Below are 16,447 nucleotides of genomic sequence, written 5' to 3' on the forward strand. Positions count from 1 at the left end.
GGCTCAAGATATCTGCGGCCGGCGCTCTTGAAAAGCCGAAAAAACTTGCGTAGTCAACTCAAGTTATTGCCGTAGGGTATGCGGACAAGAGGCATATTGCGCCTCGGCTTGGGCAAGAAAGGGGCAGAATATCATGGGATCTTCCTTCACCTTCGGCAGGCTGTTCGCAGCCGTTGTTTTCGGTGCGACGCTCGCTACGGGAAGCGCGATGGCGGCCGACAAAGGCAATCCCGAAGCCAAGCGCATTGTCTCGATCGGCGGCACGATCACGGAGATCCTCTACGCACTCGGCGCGCAGGACCGCATCGTGGCGCGGGATTCCACCAGCTTCTATCCCGATGCGGCAAACGCCAAGCCGGATGTCGGCTATATGCGACAACTTTCGGCGGAAGGCATTCTCGGCCAGAAGCCGGACCTGATCCTGATGGAAGAGGGGTCCGGGCCGCCGCCGGTGCTGGAAATCCTGAAAGCCAGCGAAGTGCCGATGGTCGTGGTTGCCACGCCGCCGAAGGCCGACAAGATCGGCCAGAAGATCCGCGATGTGGGGGCTGCCGTCGGGCTTGCGGAAAAGGCGGAGACGCTCGCCGTCAAAACTGAACAGGATCTCAAGGCGCTCGCCGAAGACGTCGCGAAAATCCCGGGGGCTAAGAAGAAGGTTCTCTTCGTACTGTCGCTTTCCAACAATCGCGTGATGGCAGGTGGAGCGGATACGGAGGCCGGCGCGGTGATCGAGATGGCCGGCGGTATCAATGCTGCGCCGACGATCAACGGCTACAAGCCGCTCGCGGACGAGGCCGTGATCGGCGCTCAGCCGGATGTCATCCTCTCCATGGCGCGCGGCAGCCACCACCTGACGCCCGAACAGGTCTTCGCCATTCCGTCCATGCAGACGACGCCCGCTGCCGCCAACAAGGCGCTGATCTCCATGGACGGCCTTCTGCTGCTGGGCTTCGGACCGCGCACACCCGAGGCCGTCCGGTCGCTCGCCGAGCAGATCTATCCCGGAGCGATCAACTGATGACGAAGTCGCTGGCGATGCCTCTCGGCGCGGCCCCGGATGGCGACCGGACCCAGCAGGGCGTCCTGGTCCTGATCCTGCTCGGGGCGATGCTTGTCGTCGCCTGCGTGATTTCCCTCGGCGTGGGGCCGACCGGCGTCGGCCTGCGCGACCTTTGGATTTACGCTACGGGCAATGGCGACAGCCTTTCGACGCAGGAAAGGGTGATCCTCGAAGCGGTGCGACTGCCGCGCACGGCGCTTGGGCTTCTTGTCGGGGCGGGGCTTGCGGTCTCCGGCGCGATGATGCAGGGCCTTTTCCGCAACCCTCTTGCCGATCCCGGCATCGTCGGCGTCACCTCCGGGGCAGGCCTTGCGGCCGTCGCGGCAATCGTGCTGGGCAATACGGTACTGGCGCCGGTCTCCATGCTGCTCGGGAACCAATTCCTGCCGCTGATGGCCTTCTTCGGCGGGCTCTTCAACACCTTGATGCTCTATCTCATCGCCACCCGCGACGGCCGGACCTCCACGACGACGCTGGTCCTTTCGGGCATTGCGATCGGCGCGCTTTCTGCCGCCATTATGGGCCTCATGATCGTCATGGCGGACGACCGGCAGCTTCGCGACATCACCTTCTGGAGCCTCGGCTCGCTCGGCGGCGCCACCTTCGGGCGGGTATTCTCCATCCTCCCGTTCACCGCCGCCGTACTCGTGATCATTCCCTTCGTGGCGCGTGGGCTTGATGCCCTTGTCCTTGGGGACGCCGCCGCCTTCCATATGGGCATTCCGGTGCAACGGCTGAAGCGGATCATCATCGTCGCGGTCGCTGCTGCCTGCGGCTCGACCGTGGCGGTCGCCGGCTCGATCGGTTTCGTCGGCATCGTCGTGCCGCATCTCCTGCGGCTGACCATGGGGCCATCACACCGTTTCCTGCTGCCGGGTTCGGCGATCGGGGGCGGAGCATTGCTTCTGATTGCAGACAGCGTTGCGCGAACCGTTGCCGCACCGGCGGAATTGCCGATCGGCGTGATCACGGCGCTCTTCGGCGCTCCGGTCTTTCTCTTCCTGCTGCTCGGCAAGAACGGCCTCCATATGCGGGACATGCCATGATCTCCGCCGAACATATCACCGTGGCGCGGTCCGGCCGCAAGCTGCTCGACAATGTCGCGATCGATCTAAGGCCGGGCCGGTTCACGGTCGTCATCGGGCCGAACGGTGCAGGCAAATCGACGCTGATGAAGGTGCTTTCCGGCGAGATGAAGCCAGATACAGGTTTCGTCTCCTATTACGGAACCGGCATAGATCTCTGCCAGCCGGCCGATCTGGCAAAACGCCGGGCCGTCCTGCCGCAGGCGACACAGCTCGCCTTTCCCTTTACCGCGCTGGAGATCGTCCGCATGGGGGCGGTGGCGCAAGGCACACTCAACCCGACGGAACAGGCGCGCCAGGCCCTTTCCCGGGTGGGATTGCGCGGTTTCGAAAGTCGGCCCTATCCGTCGCTGTCGGGCGGCGAGCAGCAGCGCGTCCAGTTCGCCCGCGCTCTCGCCCAGGTGCCGCAACCGGTTGCGGACGGCGTGCCGCGGGCGCTTTTCCTCGACGAGCCGACCGCGAGCCTCGATCTCGGCCATCAGATTTCCGTGCTGGAAATCGCCCGCGATTTTGCCTCTGCCGGCGGCATCGTGCTCGCTATCCTGCACGACCTCAACCTGGCGGCCGAATTCGCCGATCAACTGGTGGTCCTGAACCATGGCCGGGTTGTCGCTGAAGGTCCGTGCCAGGAAACGGTCAATGACGGGATTATTGCGAGCGTCTACGGGATCGCGGGCGCTGTCGGACGCTTGCCGGCTGCCGCTATTCCCTACGTCCTGCCGCAATCGCGGCATCGTTGACCTACGCGTTCGGACGGGTGACCACGAAGATCGCCGGCGCGATCATCAGTGCCGCAACCAGAGCCGCCCGAGAGTAAGGCGGTGAGGTGCCGAACCAGAAGATCGCGTAGCTGGCGCTCATCATCACCACCGCGGCGATCTTGGCTTTGCGTGGAATGGCGCCCCTTTCCCGCCAGTCCCTGAGGGGCGGCCCGAATTTCGGATGGTCGAGCATCCACGCTTCAAGCCGCGGCGACGAGCGAGCGAAACAGGCGACCGCTAGCAACAGGAAGGGGGTCGTGGGCAGGACCGGCAGGAACGCGCCAATCACTCCGAGCGCGACGAACAGCCAACCGAGACTAAGAAACAGGAGACGCATGAAGAGCCTTTAAAAATCCTGAGTAGGATAGATAAGTTCAAAGCTCGCGTCATCCAATATCGCAGGTCGGGTTCACCCTTCCCATTTGGGCAGCGCCCGTTATAGTGCCGCCGACTTCAACAACCGAGAGGGACATGATGTCGAAGAAGAAGGTGCTCGTCGTCGGTGGAGCCGGCTATATCGGTTCGCATACGTGTCTGGTGCTGGCGGAACGGGGGTACGAGCCGATCGTCTTCGACAACCTCTCCAACGGCCATGCGGAATTCGTGCGCTGGGGTACCCTCGAAGAGGGTGATATCCGCGATCGCGCACGGCTGGACGAGGTTTTCGCCAAGCACAAGCCGGATGCCGTCCTGCATTTTGCGGCGCTGATCGAAGTGGGTGAATCGGTCAAGAATCCCGTCGGCTTCTACGATAACAACGTCATCGGTGCATTGACCCTGATGTCTGCCGCCATGGATGCCGGTGTCGGAGCCTTCGTTTTCTCCTCCACCTGCGCCACCTACGGTCTTCCGGACCGGGTGCCGATGGACGAGACGCACAAGCAGGCGCCGATCAACCCCTATGGCCGCACCAAGTTCATCATCGAACAGGCGCTCAAGGACTATGGTCAGTACAAGGGCCTGAAATCGGTGATGCTGCGCTATTTCAACGCAGCCGGCGCCGATTTCGAAGGCCGCATCGGCGAATGGCACACGCCGGAGACGCATGCCATTCCGCTGGCGATCGAGGCCGCACTCGGCCGCCGCCAGGGTTTCAAGGTCTTCGGCGACGACTACGACACCCGCGACGGCACCTGCGTGCGGGACTATATCCACGTGCTCGATCTGGCGGATGCGCATGTACGGGCGGTCGACTACCTGCTGGCTGGCGGCGACACCGTTGAGCTGAACCTCGGCACCGGCACCGGAACGACCGTCAAGGAATTGCTGGCCGCGATTTCCGAGGTTTCCGGCAAACCTTTCCCCGTGGAATATGTCGGGCGTCGCGAAGGCGATTCCACATCGCTGGTCGCCAATAACGACAAGGCGCGGGCGGTGCTCGGCTGGGAGCCGAAATTCAGCCTGAACGACATCATCCGCTCCGCCTGGGACTGGCATTCGCGCTCGAACCATCTGGTCGTTTGAGGACGGGGTCATGGCGGAGGGCGAAGTCAGGCTCGAGGAAAGCTGGAAGCGGGCGCTCGGACCGGAGTTTTCCAATCCGTACATGAGCGAGCTGAGGCGCTTTCTCCTTTCCGAGAAGGAGTCCGGCAAGCGCATCTTTCCGAAAGGCGGCGAATATTTCCGCGCGCTCGACCTCACGCCGCTCGATCGGGTGAAGGTCGTTATTCTTGGGCAGGATCCCTATCACGGGCATGGACAGGCGCACGGACTGTGTTTCAGCGTCCGCCCCGGCGTCCGCATTCCTCCTTCGCTCGTCAACATCTACAAGGAAATCCAGACCGATCTCGGCATTCCTCCGGTCGGCCACGGCTTTCTCGAGCATTGGGCGAACCAGGGCGTGCTGCTTTTGAACAGCGTTTTGACTGTGGAAGAGGGCAGGGCGGCCGCGCATCAGGGCCGTGGCTGGGAGCGCTTTACCGACGCCGTCATCCGCGCCGTCAACGAGGAGTGCGACGGCGTGGTCTTCATGCTCTGGGGCTCCTATGCGCAGAAGAAGGCGGCATTCGTCGATACAAGGAAACATCTCGTTCTGAAGGCGCCACATCCGTCGCCGCTTTCGGCTCATAACGGCTTTTTCGGCTGCCGTCATTTTTCGAAAGCCAATGATTTCCTCGCGTCGCGCGGCAAGCAGCCAATCGACTGGCAATTGCCATCGGCCGCGCCTCCTGTGAACAATTAATCATTTGTCGTCTTCGAATAGTGAACAATGCGTTCTGACGCGTTCATCTATCCAACCGGCGTTCGATGAACCAAATATTGCCCCAGAACAACGGGCCGCCAGGGCGGTCCCAGAAAGGGGTTTAAAATGCTCGACCAGATCAAGGGCCTCCACCACGTCACATCGATGGCTGCGAGCGCCAGCACCAACAACAAGTTCTTCACGGACACCCTCGGCCTGCGCCGGGTCAAGAAGACCGTCAATTTCGACGCGCCTGATGTCTACCATCTCTATTATGGCGACGAAGTCGGTACCCCCGGCTCTGTCATGACCTACTTCCCGTTCCCGCATATCGCCCGCGGCCGTCCCGGCACCGGCGAAGTGGGTACGACGCTCTTCTCCGTCCCGCAGGGCTCGTTCGGTTACTGGACGGATCGGCTGACGAAGGCAGGCGCCGAAGGGATCAAGACGGACAATGCCTTCGGTGACAACCGACTGCATTTCGCCGGTCCCGATGGTGACGGGTTTGCGCTTGTCGAAGTCAAGGACGATCCGCGCGCTCCCTGGACCGGCAACGGCGTCGGTGAGGCGGAGGCAATCCGCGGCTTCCATTCGGCTTCGATGCGTCTGCGTGACGACGGTGCCACCGCCGAACTCCTGAAGTTCATGGGTTACAGCCAAATCGACGCCAGGGACGGCGTGACCCGCTTCGGAGTCCCGGGCGGTAATGGTGCCGACTTCATCGACGTCGAAACCATGCCGAACATCAGCGGGGCACGGCTTGGCGCCGGTTCGGTCCATCACATCGCCTTTGCGGTCGAAAACCGCGAAAAGCAGCTCGAAGTACGCAAGGCGCTGATGGATACCGGCTATCAGGTCACGCCGGTCATCGACCGCGATTACTTCTGGGCGATCTATTTCCGCACGCCGGGTGGCGTGCTGTTCGAAATCGCCACCAATGAACCGGGTTTCGACCGGGACGAGGACACGGCACATCTCGGTGAAGCGCTGAAGCTGCCTGCGCAGCATGCGCATCTGAGAAGCGCGCTGGAACAACATCTGGAGCCGCTGGTCTAGCAGGTTCCGGGTAAGGAGAAACAAGATGAGTTATGACAGCTATGTGCACCGGGCGAGGCCCGGTGCGCCGGGATCGCCGATCCTGTTCGTCTTCCATGGCACCGGTGGTGACGAAAACCAGTTCTTCGATTTCGGCGGGCGGCTTCTGCCCAACGCCACGGTGATCTCGCCGCGTGGCGACATTTCCGAACATGGCGCGGCGCGCTTCTTCCGGCGCAAGGCGGAAGGCGTCTACGATTGCGAGGATCTGGCCCGGGCGACCGAGCGGATGGGTGAGTTCGTGGCTGCCAACCGCGACCGATACGAGTCATCCACCGTCTTGGGGCTCGGGTTCTCGAATGGCGCGAATATTCTCGCCAACATCATGATCGAGAAACCCGGCCTGTTCGATGCGGGTGTGCTGATGCATCCTTTGATCCCGTTCCAGCCGAAGGACAGGAAGATCAAGGAGACGGCGCATGTGCTGATCACCGCGGGCCAGAACGATCCGATCTGCCCCGTGCCGCAAAGCGTCGAGCTTGCCGACTATTTCAAGCGGCAGGGCGATGAGGTGACGCTCCAGTGGCATGTCGGCGGCCATGAGATCCGGCCGAACGAGATCGAAGCGGCCAAGAAGTTCTTCGCTCCATACGGAGCCTGAACGCTGAAAAAAAGATTGCCCGGTCTGCAGCCCGCGATGGCGCAAACCGGGCACTCGTATTGCCTCCCGAGACCCTACTGACGAGCGGTGGCCTTGCCGAACACAAACTTCAGCCCAGGCTTTGTCTCTTCCTGTTTTTCTTCTTCGCCGCTCTCGGCATTTTCCTTGAAATACCTGGCGATCGCCTGCGCATGCCACTGCATCAGCTCGTAGCAGTAGGTCACTTCGCGGTTGCCCGCCGACCAATAGGCGTTGGGTTCTCCGCATTCGGCTGCCGTCAGCTTGATGCCGTCATCGAGTTTGTAGAGGCCGGAGACGAGTTCCTGCAGGATCTCGAGAACCTGGGCTTCCTTCACCAGGTCCGCATAGTCCTTGAGGTCGTTGTTCTTCGCGGGCTTGTAGGTGATCGTGAATTTGCTCTTCTGGTCATCGCTCCGCACGTGCGGCTTCAATACGCCGAACCAGCTTGCATGAGCCTTCTGGTATTCATTGACGCATTCTTGCCGACGGCCGGCCGGCAGCTCGAGATCGTCTGCGGATTCGGTGAATTTCTCGGCATCCTTACCGACCATCAGACAGACCATGTTGAAGGCGCGCTGGCGGTCGAGGCCGTGCGCGTCCCAGAGAATCTGTTCGTGCTCCGCCGCTTCGCTCGCTTCGGCGGACAATGTCCATCCGTCGACGGAATCGATCAAAGCTGTCGTGAAGACGTCCGCACCCGCTTCCAGAAGCAGAAGGGTGGAGAGCGTATCCACCGCGTCCTCCTCGCGGCCAAGGACCGGCAGGTCGAATTCGGAGACCAGCATGTGTCCGGCCTCGTGGAAGAGGAAGAACAGCGCGTTGCCGAAGGCGAACTCGACCGTGTCGCCGATCTGCTCATCCGTCAGGCCCTTGAGGTCGTCCTCCAGGGTTTCAGCACCCACATTCGGCGCCGACAGAGCCAGGAGGCCTGCCAAGGCAATTTGAAGAAGACTGCGTCGCATAGGCCCTCGTTATATTGCTGAAAGTTGTCTCGATCTGTAACAGCTATGGTTTAAGTCTCGATGAATTCGTATTGTTGTCGAAGTATTACCGGCTTGACGAAAAGTATCAGCTACGGCCTGAAACCCGCTTGATCGGGTTGGGGAGGCGCAGGCAGCGGCCGATGTCGCTTTGCGGGCTTGCGGGTCAAAAAATCATCGCCGATAGTGGCTCACCATATCCGTTTTGATCCGGAGAGCTTCCATGAGCAACCACCTGAAATTCTTCATCGACGGGATCTGGGTGACGCCGGAAATTCCTGTTGCGCTGGATGTCGTCGATCCCTCCACGGAAGAGGCCTATACGCGGATCGCTTTGGGCTCGAAGGCGGACGTGGACAAGGCGGTCGCTGCTGCCAAGGCGGCGTTTCCCGCTTTTTCGCAATGGTCGAAGGCAGAGCGGCTGGCGCTCCTGAAGCGCATCCTGGCCGAATACGAAAAGCGATATGAAGATATCGCGCGGGCGGTCTCCCAGGAGATGGGGGCGCCGCTCGCCTTTGCCCACGATGCGCAGGCTGCGGCCGGCAAGGGGCATCTCGCGGCCACGATCGAGGCACTCGAAAACTACGAATTCACCGCGGCGCGCGGCTCGACCATGATCGTCAGGGAGCCGATCGGCGTCTGCGCGCTGATCACACCGTGGAACTGGCCGCTCAACCAGATCACCTGCAAGGTCGGCCCGGCCATCGCCGCCGGCTGCACCATGGTGCTGAAACCTTCCGAGATCGCGCCGATCAGCGGCATCATCTTCGCCGAGGTGATGGAAGCCGCAGGCACGCCGAAGGGCGTGTTCAACCTCGTCAACGGCACCGGGCCTGATGTCGGTCAGGTCATGGCCGGCCATCCTGATGTCGATATGGTTTCCTTCACCGGTTCGACGCGGGCCGGCATCATCGTCGCCAAGACCGCCGCCGACACGGTGAAGCGCGTGGCGCAGGAACTCGGCGGCAAGTCGCCCAATATCATCCTTCCCGATGCGGAGTTCGAAAAGGCCGTTGCGGACGGCGTTACCGCCTGTTTCGGCAATTCGGGCCAGTCCTGCGATGCGCCGACGCGGATGCTGGTACCCACTGAGCGTCATGACCAGGCGCTGCAGATCGCCAAGGTCGCGGCGGAAAAGCTGAAGACCGGCGATCCGCGTGCCGATGGGATCGATCTCGGCCCCGTCGTCAGCCAGACGCAATACGACAAGATCCAGCGGCTGATCGAGGCAGGAATCAAGGAAGGCGCAACACTCGTTACCGGCGGGCCGGGTCGGCCGGAGGGCCTCAACCGCGGCTACTATATCCGCCCGACCGTGTTCGGTCATGTCACCAATGACATGACGATCGCCCGCGAAGAAATCTTCGGGCCGGTTCTGTCGATCCTTCCCTACGAAAGCGAAGACCAGGCGGTCGAGATCGCCAACGATACGCCTTACGGGCTGGCGGCCTATGTCCAGTCCGGAGATATCGGGCATGCCCGCAAGGTGGCGGCGCGGCTGCGGGCCGGTTCGGTCTTCGTCAACTATCCGGATTGGGATCTGTCCGCGCCCTTCGGCGGCTACAAGCAGTCCGGCAACGGCCGCGAATATGCCGACTGGGGCATCCACGACTTTCTGGAGGTCAAGGGCATCGTCGGCTACGGCGTTTAGCTTGGCAGAGCGTCCGCAGACGGGCCGTTTGCGGTGCGGGGCCGATCAAATATGGGGTTCGGAATAGGCGGTGCAGGCTCCGACATCCCTCCAGGTCGGAACCCTGCCGTCGCGCTTGGCTTTTCTGTCGGATAGCGCCAGATGGATATCCAGCCGGCGGTCGCGGAGGCCGGGAACCAGCGCGGTCGCCGAGAGCGGCAGAGGCGCGAAGGGATTGCCGCGGTGATAGGCATGCAATTCCACCCGAACCGTATGCCGATGGCTGACAGCGCGTGAATGGAAAGCGTACGTATCGGCCACGACTAGGGTATTTGCGGACACCACGACCTTCCGTGGCGTAAAATCGCCCAACGTCGATAATTCTTCGGGAGTGACGCGGAACGACCCCTCGGCATGGTGAGTGCGGCCGTCTGCACTCGCCATGAGGCTCTGCCGGTATTCCCATTCCAGTCGCTTTTCGGTCAGCTTGTGACTGCCGGGGACGAAGACGAAAGGTCCGTCGTCCGGTCCGACGTCATCGAGAAAAAGCCAGGCCTTGGAGCTCGAATGGAAGGTATCCGCATGCAGGGCGGTTTGGGGGTCCGCCTCCTGGATTGCGGGTTCTGCGATCACGGTCTGGATGAAATACACCGGATCCCCCCCGATGCCTCCGACATAGCGGACGAGGCCTGCAATCGAGGGATCTTGGCTGAACCGCGCCAGATCCGGCAGTTTCTCCAGCGCATTCGGGTTGATGGGGGTCATCCGCGTAACGGTCTGTCCCTGACGCATTTCGCGAGCCGGCAAGGGTTGGTTCTTGAGGTAGTCGCGTATCCGCTGGAATACGTCCGCCGGCAGGGCATTTTCGCGGACCACAAATCCGTCCCGCTGGAATGCTTCCCGTTCTGCCGCACTCACGGAGATGCCGAGCAGGCGCCGGCGATAGGCTGCCATATTCGCCGCAAGGCGGACGCGCTCGCGATGGAGGCCCAGTTCGTTGAGACGCGGATTGCCGATCACCGGATTCTTGCGGAAGGACTTTTCGCTTCCGAAGACGCGAAGAGCAAAGCCTGGATAACGCCACCATTGATCGATAGTTCGCGGCATGAACCTACTCCCCATTTTTCGGTCAGAAGATAGAAGCAGAAACCACGGCGAAGCAAGAGGGGCTGGAGACGGTCGACACGATCACGTATCGACGCCTTGAACACACGCCCGAATGCCAGTCTACTGGCGCCGATTCCACACATGTCTGAAACAGAAAGAGGTTGTTGCCATGAAGCGTGTTTTCAACCCGCCGGTCGTCCGCAAGCCTTTCGGCGCCTATAATCACGGCCTGCTGGTGCCGCCCGGCGCAAGCCTGCTCGTCACCTCAGGTCAGCTCGGAATCTCGCCTGATGACAAGATCCCGCCTGATGTCACGCGGCAGGCCGACCTCTGCTTCCAGGCGATCGGCGCAATCCTCGAAGAGGCGGGCATGACCTATGCGGACGTCATCCGCATATCGGGCTTCGTTACCAGCCGCGAGGATTTCCCCGCCTATATGGTAGTGCGCGACCGCTACACGCTCGACCCAAAGCCTGTCTCGACGCTGATCGTCGTCGGCGGCTTTACCCGCGCGGAGTTCCTGGTCGAAGTGGAAGTGACGGCCGCGAAGGTGTTTTAATAGCCGCAGCGCCTCAGCTGGGCTTCGTATTTCGCGGCCATGCCGGCGGATTTCTGCGCCGCCTGCCGCGTGCCTGAGGAGAACTGGCCGCGTTCGTAACCCGCCTGGCCGGAATAGTAGGCGAGATAGAGATTGTAGCTGTCGTTCAACTGAATGCCGTTCTTCACATGGCTCTGGTTGTGGTACCAGCCGACGAAATGAACGGCGTCGGTGAAGTCCGAGCGGCTGGCGCTCCAGCGGCCGGTATCCTTCTTGTAGCTCAGCCAAGTGCCGTCGAGCGCCTGCGCATAGCCGTAGGCAGAGGAGGGGCGCGTCCATGGGATGAAGCCGAGCAGCTTCGTGCGCGGCGGACGGGCATTGGCCTTGAAGCCTGATTCCACGTAGATCGTCGCCATCAGGATCGGCACGGGCACGCCGAATTCCCGTTCCGCCTTTTTGGCGTCGCGCGCCCAGTTGTTGAAGAGCCCATCGCGCTGCTCGAAGATTGCGCAGGCATCGGTGATCCGGCTCGGCGCGGAGGCACAGGCAGTCAGGGTTAGCGCCATGAGGGCGATGAAAAACGCAATACGCATCGCTTAATCACTCGGTTCTGAGAGATTAATAACCGGTAAAATTTAAGGAAAAGTTTAGTGAGCCACGGATGGTGCGGGCACCGAGCGGGTGGCGAGCCAGTTGCGGACGATCACGCCGAGCGCTGCGGTTGCCGCGATCCCTTCGAGACCGAACCCGACTGCCGGTGCGGCCAAGCCGAGCAGACCGAAAACGAGGAGGGCATAACGCCCGGCACCGGCGCAGGCAAAGCGGTCGCGCACGAACCAGAGGCTTGCGAAATAGATCGCCACCGGAATTGCCACGGCATAGTCGCCGACGATAAGCGGAAGCTCGGAATGGTGGGTGATGATGTCGACCAGCACGGCAAAGCCGGCGCCGACCGCCGCGCCGGACATGAAAATGAAGAAATGCCCATACCCCCATTGCAGTGCGCGGGTGAGTTTGTGGCTGCCGAGATGTTCCTGCCGGGCGAAATAGGCCCACCAGAGCGCGAAAACGATGACCAGCGCCGAAAGCGCGGTGTGCACCAGCATGAGGTTGAATTCGCCCGCGAACTGGCGGAGCGCGATGGAGCCGGCAAGCAGGGTCTCGCCGAGCACGATGATGTTCAGCAGTCCATAACGTTCCATGATGTGATGGCGGTGCCAGGGCGTGTTCTTGGTGAGCGGTTCTGCAATGGCGGGAACCGCGAGTTCGAGCAGGGCGCCCAGGACCCAGAGGGCGTAACCGAAGCCGGTCGACAGCAGCTGCGTCGCCAGGAAGATCAGCCAGTAGATCTGCACGAGGAAGATACCCACGGCATAAGCGACGTTCGTCCTGCGGCGGGCGGGATCATGGTAGGCGGCGCGCAGCCAGAGCAACACCATGGCGAGACGCATGACGACATAGCCCAGAACGACCATGGTAAGATCCGGCGACGCTGAGAAAAGGATCTGGATGCCGGCCGCCATGGTCAGCGATCCGCCCATCAGGATCATCGTCAGGAGTCGGTAGACGACGTCGTCATTGTCGTAGGCCGACGAAAACCAGGTGAAATTCATCCAGGCCCACCAGATGCAGAAAAATGCGATCAGATAGATAACGATACCTTGGCTTGCGTGGTTTTCGGCGATGGCGTGGTGCAGCCCGGCGGCGGCGGACGCAATGGCGATGACCGACACCAGATCGAAAAGCAGTTCCAGGGGCGTCGCGGCGCGGTGATGTTCGTCGGGGTCGCGCGGGAGAAGAGGGCGCAGGATGGTATCTTTCAAGGAATATGCGTTGCTCATCTTGCCCCCTCAACCGAAGAATCCCGATTTCTGTTTTCTGAAGGCAGATCCCTCCGATGGCAAGGAAGAACCTCCCGCCGACAAGATGAATCGAAGGCCGGGGTCACCTTGCAAGGGATACGGAATTTCATGACAGCGATTCATGAGCCTGAGAGGCGGATGATATCCATCCAGCACAATCCGCTTTCTTTGTCTTGCTGCGTCAAACAGTCGCTTCGTGCTAGGGCGGGCATTTGATAAGAGCTAATTTAGCCAGTGGCGCCCATCGGGAGAGTGCATGACGAAACGCAGCTTTTCGTTTCCAGCCGCCGACATCCGTGCGCGTGCGCTCGGCGAGGTCCATTCGCGTCCCTATACGCTCGTCTCGCTGCCCCGGGTGATCTTCCAGCTTGCCTTTCTGACGGAAGCAAATTTTGCTGCCGACCAGGCGATCCTGGCGGAAATGTCGCTGGGGCAGGGGGTGGCGCCGCCAGCCGCAGACAGCAGCCATCACACGATGAACTGGGGCAATGGGACGCTGCGCTGGGAGAAGCACACCGAATTTTCAACCTATTTCTGGGATGCGCCGGCCCCGGCCCTGTTTGGCGGCGAGATTCCGATCAACCCGTTTGGCGCGAGCTTCAAGGCTCCGGGTCCGTTCATCTCGGGCGTCAGGATTGAAATCCGACCCGCAAACGACGACCTGAGCCAGGTCATTTCCAGTTTCGATCCGACCAGCCTCTGTCGGAGCATAGTCGCCGACGGCCAGGCGACGGTCGTGACCGATTTCCGCCAGGATGGCGACGGGCTCACCAAATTTCTTATCCTCGACAACGGAATGACCGATGGCGGGCGTGGCGCTCTGGTGCAGCGTATCCTCGACATCGAGACCTATCGAACACTGGCGATGATGGGCTTGCCGCTTGCGCTGACGCTGTCGCCCGAAATCCGCCGGATCGAAAACGGCTTTACGACCGTGACCCAGCACATGAAGCAACGCGCCCGTCAGGAAGCGGACGCTATGCTGACGGAGATCACACACCTGGCGGCCGAGCTCGAAGCCAATGCGGCGCTCAGCCTCTATCGGTTCGGAGCGAGCCGCGCTTATTACAATATCGTTCTCGAACGCGTCGCGATGCTGGCTGAAAAACCGCTGTCGGGGAACGAGTCCCTCGGTTCGTTCCTGCAGCGGCGTCTTGCTCCGGCAATGCGGACCTGCCAGTCGGTCGAAGAGCGGCAGGCAAACCTGTCGCGCAAGCTGGCACGCGCAACCGCGCTTTTGAGAAGCTGGATCGACGTCGATCTGCAGAAGTTCAATACCAAGCTTCTCGATTCGATGAACCAGCGCGCCCATCTGCAGCTTCGCCTGCAGCAGACGGTCGAAGGCCTCTCGGTCGCCGCCATTTCCTACTACGTGATCGGGCTCGTGGGCTACCTCGCGAAATTCGCCCACAATATCGGGGTCGAGGTGGCCCCGGAGACGCTGACGGGTGCCGCCGTTCCGGTCGTGGTGATCGCGGTCTGGCTGCTGGTGAGGCGTATCCGCAAAAGCCACAAGGACGACGTCCGGCCGACCCCTTAAAATCGCTCCATCTCGCGCTTCACCTTGGCGAGGAATGCGGCTCGGGTTTCCGCCGTGCAGTTGTTCATGTCGTAGTGAGCGAGGAAAGTCACCCGGCGTGCCGGATTGGTGGTGACCCGAAGCACGCGAGTGGCGATCTTTTTCGGCGGATTACCCGCCATGAAGGCCCGCCAGCGGGTGGCGCCGTAGGTCAAGACCACGCCGACCTTGCGAATATTGGTGAGCTTGCGGGTGAGCACGCCGTCCGCTAGGTCGAAAGTCACGCCCGGCAGCCAGACGCGGTCGAAATAGCCCTTCAGGATGGCAGGCCAGCCGAAGTTCCAGATCGGAGTGACGATCACCAGCGCTTCTGCGGCCTGCAACCGTTCCACATAGGAACGTACCGGCTCGATATTGCCCGGCACGTCGTGATAGCCGATCCGCTCTTCGCGCGAGAGGATCGGATTGAAGTTCTCGGCATAGAGATTGCAGTCGTCCACATCGTGTCCGGCCCTCTGAAGGCTTTCGCGCGTCGCGGCATGCAAGGCTGCGCCATAGCTCGATTCGACGGGATGGGAGTGAAGAAGCAGGATCTTCATCAGCCCTCCGCGACGGCAAGGCCGGGGAAGAGGTAGTTCTTGCCCGCCGAGAAATCGAAGTCGGGGTTTTCCCAGGCGATCATCTTGCCGGGGTTCAGGAGGCCCTTCGGATCGGTCTCCTTCTTGAAGGCGAGCTGCACCACGTCCGTCTGCTTCATGCCGCCTTCCTCGAGCGTGTAGCGATGCGGGTTGAAGATCGGGCAGCCGTTGTCCTGGTGGATCTTGATGATCTCTTCCAGCCGCTCGCGGGTCGTGTAGCGCACGAGCGGCAGGCCGGAGCACTGCATGCGGCCGTCGAACTTGATGAATTCCAGATGCCCCGGCACTTCGTCGCCAAAGATCTTCACCATTTTCTCGACCTTGGCAACATGGTCGGGCCCCGGATACTGGACCTGCAGATAGGTGAAGTTCGGATCGACCTTCAGCGCGCGCAGCGTCGTGTGGTTCCAGGCAAGCTCGTAGGCATGCGGGATGCCTTTCATGCTCTCGACCTTGTCGGAGCGGAAAAGGATTTCGCCCTTCTGGCGTTCGGTGAAGGCGGTGAAGGCATCCATGGAATGCGGTGCCACCATCAGCACGCAGATCGACTGGCCGCGATGCCGGATGAAGGGCTTGTGGCGCGGAAAGAAGTCGTAGGGAATCGGTGCTGCGATCGGGGCGATTTCCTTCACAAGGATGCCGTTCTTGTGGGCGATCTGGTCGCCGAACCGGACCGCATCCATGAAGTCGTCATAACCGACCAGCACGTCCACCCAGTCATAGGCCGGGGCAAGCGGCATTTCGACCTCGACGATGATGCCGTTGGTGCCGTAGGCATGGGTGACCTTCTGGAGATCCCAGGCGGTGAGGTCGAGGACGCGCGGCTCGGCTTCCATGGTGACGACGCGCAACCTCAGAATATTGCCGAGATCGCGCAGGCCGCCCCAGTGGATCGAGCCGACGCCGCCTGAGCCGCCGGCGATGAAACCGCCGATCGTCGCGGTCTGGGCGGTGGAGGGGTGGAAGCGCAGTTCCTGGCCGGAATGAGCCTTGGTCTGGCGGTCGAGCTCGGCGATCACGATGCCGGGCTCTGCGATAACGCGGCCCGGATGGATCTCTTTCACCTTGTTCATGTTGATGAGGTTCAAGACGATGCCGCCGGAGAGCGGCATGGCCTGGCCGTAATTGCCGGTGCCGGCACCGCGCGGGGTGATCGGCACGCCATGCGCATAGGCGACCTTCAAGGCGCGGATCACCTCTTCTTCACTCTTCGGCGAGACGACGAGATCGGCGGTGACGGTGTCGAGCTCCTCTTTCAGGATCGGCGAATACCAGTAGAAATCGCGGCTCTTCTGGCGCACCAGCGCCGGATTGTCCTCCACCGCGATGCCTTCGAGCTCTTTCTTGATCTGTGCGTAGTCTGCCATC

At 61.6% G+C, this 16,447-nt stretch carries 17 protein-coding genes; 10 read left to right on the top strand and 7 right to left on the bottom strand.

Annotated elements, in window-relative coordinates; translation table 11 throughout:
* The first annotated feature begins 133 nt into the window (after positions 1–133).
* From C5L13_RS11100 to C5L13_RS11110, 3 genes are read left to right on the top strand one after another with little or no spacing between them, the layout of a single operon-like run.
* On the top strand, positions 134–1,018 hold the full coding sequence (locus C5L13_RS11100; RefSeq protein WP_105383355.1) for a heme/hemin ABC transporter substrate-binding protein: 885 nt from the start codon (positions 134–136) through the stop codon (positions 1,016–1,018).
* Positions 1,018–2,106 (top strand): FecCD family ABC transporter permease, encoded by a 1,089-nt coding sequence (locus tag C5L13_RS11105; RefSeq protein ID WP_105383356.1) that lies wholly within the window; start codon positions 1,018–1,020, stop codon positions 2,104–2,106. The genes C5L13_RS11100 and C5L13_RS11105 overlap by 1 nt, the downstream gene beginning before the upstream one ends.
* Positions 2,103–2,885 (top strand): heme ABC transporter ATP-binding protein, encoded by a 783-nt coding sequence (locus C5L13_RS11110; protein ID WP_105383357.1) that lies wholly within the window; start codon positions 2,103–2,105, stop codon positions 2,883–2,885. Before C5L13_RS11105 ends, C5L13_RS11110 begins: the two co-directional genes overlap by 4 nt.
* A 1-nt stretch (position 2,886) precedes the next feature.
* Here C5L13_RS11110 and C5L13_RS11115 read toward each other — a convergent pair whose 3' ends face one another.
* A complete protein-coding gene (locus C5L13_RS11115; RefSeq protein WP_105383358.1) occupies positions 2,887–3,243 on the bottom strand; it encodes a YbaN family protein in 357 nt (118 codons plus the stop codon).
* A 137-nt stretch (positions 3,244–3,380) separates the two neighbouring features.
* Here C5L13_RS11115 and galE point away from each other — a divergent pair, with 137 nt between their 5' ends.
* The 4 genes from galE to C5L13_RS11135 all read left to right on the top strand — a co-directional run bounded on the left by galE (position 3,381) and on the right by C5L13_RS11135 (position 6,784).
* Complete coding sequence (galE, locus tag C5L13_RS11120) at positions 3,381–4,370, top strand: UDP-glucose 4-epimerase GalE (protein WP_105383560.1); 990 nt, start codon at positions 3,381–3,383, stop codon at positions 4,368–4,370.
* 10 nt (positions 4,371–4,380) lie between these two features.
* Positions 4,381–5,088 (top strand): uracil-DNA glycosylase, encoded by a 708-nt coding sequence (gene ung, locus C5L13_RS11125; RefSeq protein ID WP_105383359.1) that lies wholly within the window; start codon positions 4,381–4,383, stop codon positions 5,086–5,088.
* A gap of 126 nt (positions 5,089–5,214) precedes the next feature.
* Positions 5,215–6,144 carry a VOC family protein gene (locus C5L13_RS11130; protein WP_105383360.1) on the top strand — a complete coding sequence of 310 codons (930 nt, stop codon included), beginning with the start codon at positions 5,215–5,217 and terminating at the stop codon, positions 6,142–6,144.
* A gap of 25 nt (positions 6,145–6,169) precedes the next feature.
* Positions 6,170–6,784 carry an alpha/beta hydrolase gene (locus C5L13_RS11135; RefSeq protein ID WP_105383361.1) on the top strand — a complete coding sequence of 205 codons (615 nt, stop codon included), beginning with the start codon at positions 6,170–6,172 and terminating at the stop codon, positions 6,782–6,784.
* Between the two features lie 74 nt (positions 6,785–6,858).
* Here C5L13_RS11135 and C5L13_RS11140 read toward each other — a convergent pair whose 3' ends face one another.
* Entirely contained in the window at positions 6,859–7,767 is a 909-nt protein-coding gene (locus C5L13_RS11140) for a DUF4344 domain-containing metallopeptidase (RefSeq protein ID WP_105383362.1), read from the bottom strand.
* Between the two features lie 241 nt (positions 7,768–8,008).
* Between C5L13_RS11140 and C5L13_RS11145 the strand changes: the two genes are divergently transcribed.
* Positions 8,009–9,436, top strand: coding sequence for an aldehyde dehydrogenase family protein (locus C5L13_RS11145; protein ID WP_105383363.1), 1,428 nt, complete (start codon positions 8,009–8,011; stop codon positions 9,434–9,436).
* A 45-nt stretch (positions 9,437–9,481) separates the two neighbouring features.
* Here the strand turns inward: C5L13_RS11145 and C5L13_RS11150 are convergent, their stop codons facing one another.
* Entirely contained in the window at positions 9,482–10,522 is a 1,041-nt protein-coding gene (locus C5L13_RS11150) for a phytanoyl-CoA dioxygenase family protein (RefSeq protein ID WP_158693436.1), read from the bottom strand.
* A gap of 169 nt (positions 10,523–10,691) precedes the next feature.
* Between C5L13_RS11150 and C5L13_RS11155 the strand changes: the two genes are divergently transcribed.
* Positions 10,692–11,081: a RidA family protein gene (locus C5L13_RS11155; RefSeq protein ID WP_105383365.1), complete on the top strand. Its 390-nt coding sequence runs from the start codon at positions 10,692–10,694 to the stop codon at positions 11,079–11,081.
* On the opposite strand, the gene C5L13_RS11160 is transcribed toward C5L13_RS11155, so the two are convergent.
* Positions 11,078–11,653, bottom strand: coding sequence for a transglycosylase SLT domain-containing protein (locus tag C5L13_RS11160; RefSeq protein ID WP_105383366.1), 576 nt, complete (start codon positions 11,651–11,653; stop codon positions 11,078–11,080). The two genes, C5L13_RS11155 and C5L13_RS11160, sit on opposite strands and share 4 nt — an antisense overlap.
* A 54-nt stretch (positions 11,654–11,707) precedes the next feature.
* Positions 11,708–12,901 (bottom strand): low temperature requirement protein A, encoded by a 1,194-nt coding sequence (locus C5L13_RS11165; protein ID WP_105383367.1) that lies wholly within the window; start codon positions 12,899–12,901, stop codon positions 11,708–11,710.
* Positions 12,902–13,178: 277 nt separating this feature from the next.
* Between C5L13_RS11165 and C5L13_RS11170 the strand changes: the two genes are divergently transcribed.
* Positions 13,179–14,462: a DUF3422 domain-containing protein gene (locus tag C5L13_RS11170; protein ID WP_105383368.1), complete on the top strand. Its 1,284-nt coding sequence runs from the start codon at positions 13,179–13,181 to the stop codon at positions 14,460–14,462.
* On the opposite strand, the gene C5L13_RS11175 is transcribed toward C5L13_RS11170, so the two are convergent.
* On the bottom strand, positions 14,459–15,040 hold the full coding sequence (locus C5L13_RS11175) for an NAD(P)H-dependent oxidoreductase (RefSeq protein ID WP_105383369.1): 582 nt from the start codon (positions 15,038–15,040) through the stop codon (positions 14,459–14,461). The genes C5L13_RS11170 and C5L13_RS11175 overlap by 4 nt on opposite strands.
* Positions 15,040–16,446, bottom strand: coding sequence for an FAD-binding oxidoreductase (locus C5L13_RS11180; protein ID WP_105383370.1), 1,407 nt, complete (start codon positions 16,444–16,446; stop codon positions 15,040–15,042). Before C5L13_RS11180 ends, C5L13_RS11175 begins: the two co-directional genes overlap by 1 nt.
* Between the last annotated feature and the right edge of the window lies 1 nt (position 16,447).

It is taken from the genome of Neorhizobium alkalisoli (genome assembly GCF_002968635.1).
GTDB classification, from domain to species: domain Bacteria; phylum Pseudomonadota; class Alphaproteobacteria; order Rhizobiales; family Rhizobiaceae; genus Neorhizobium; species Neorhizobium alkalisoli.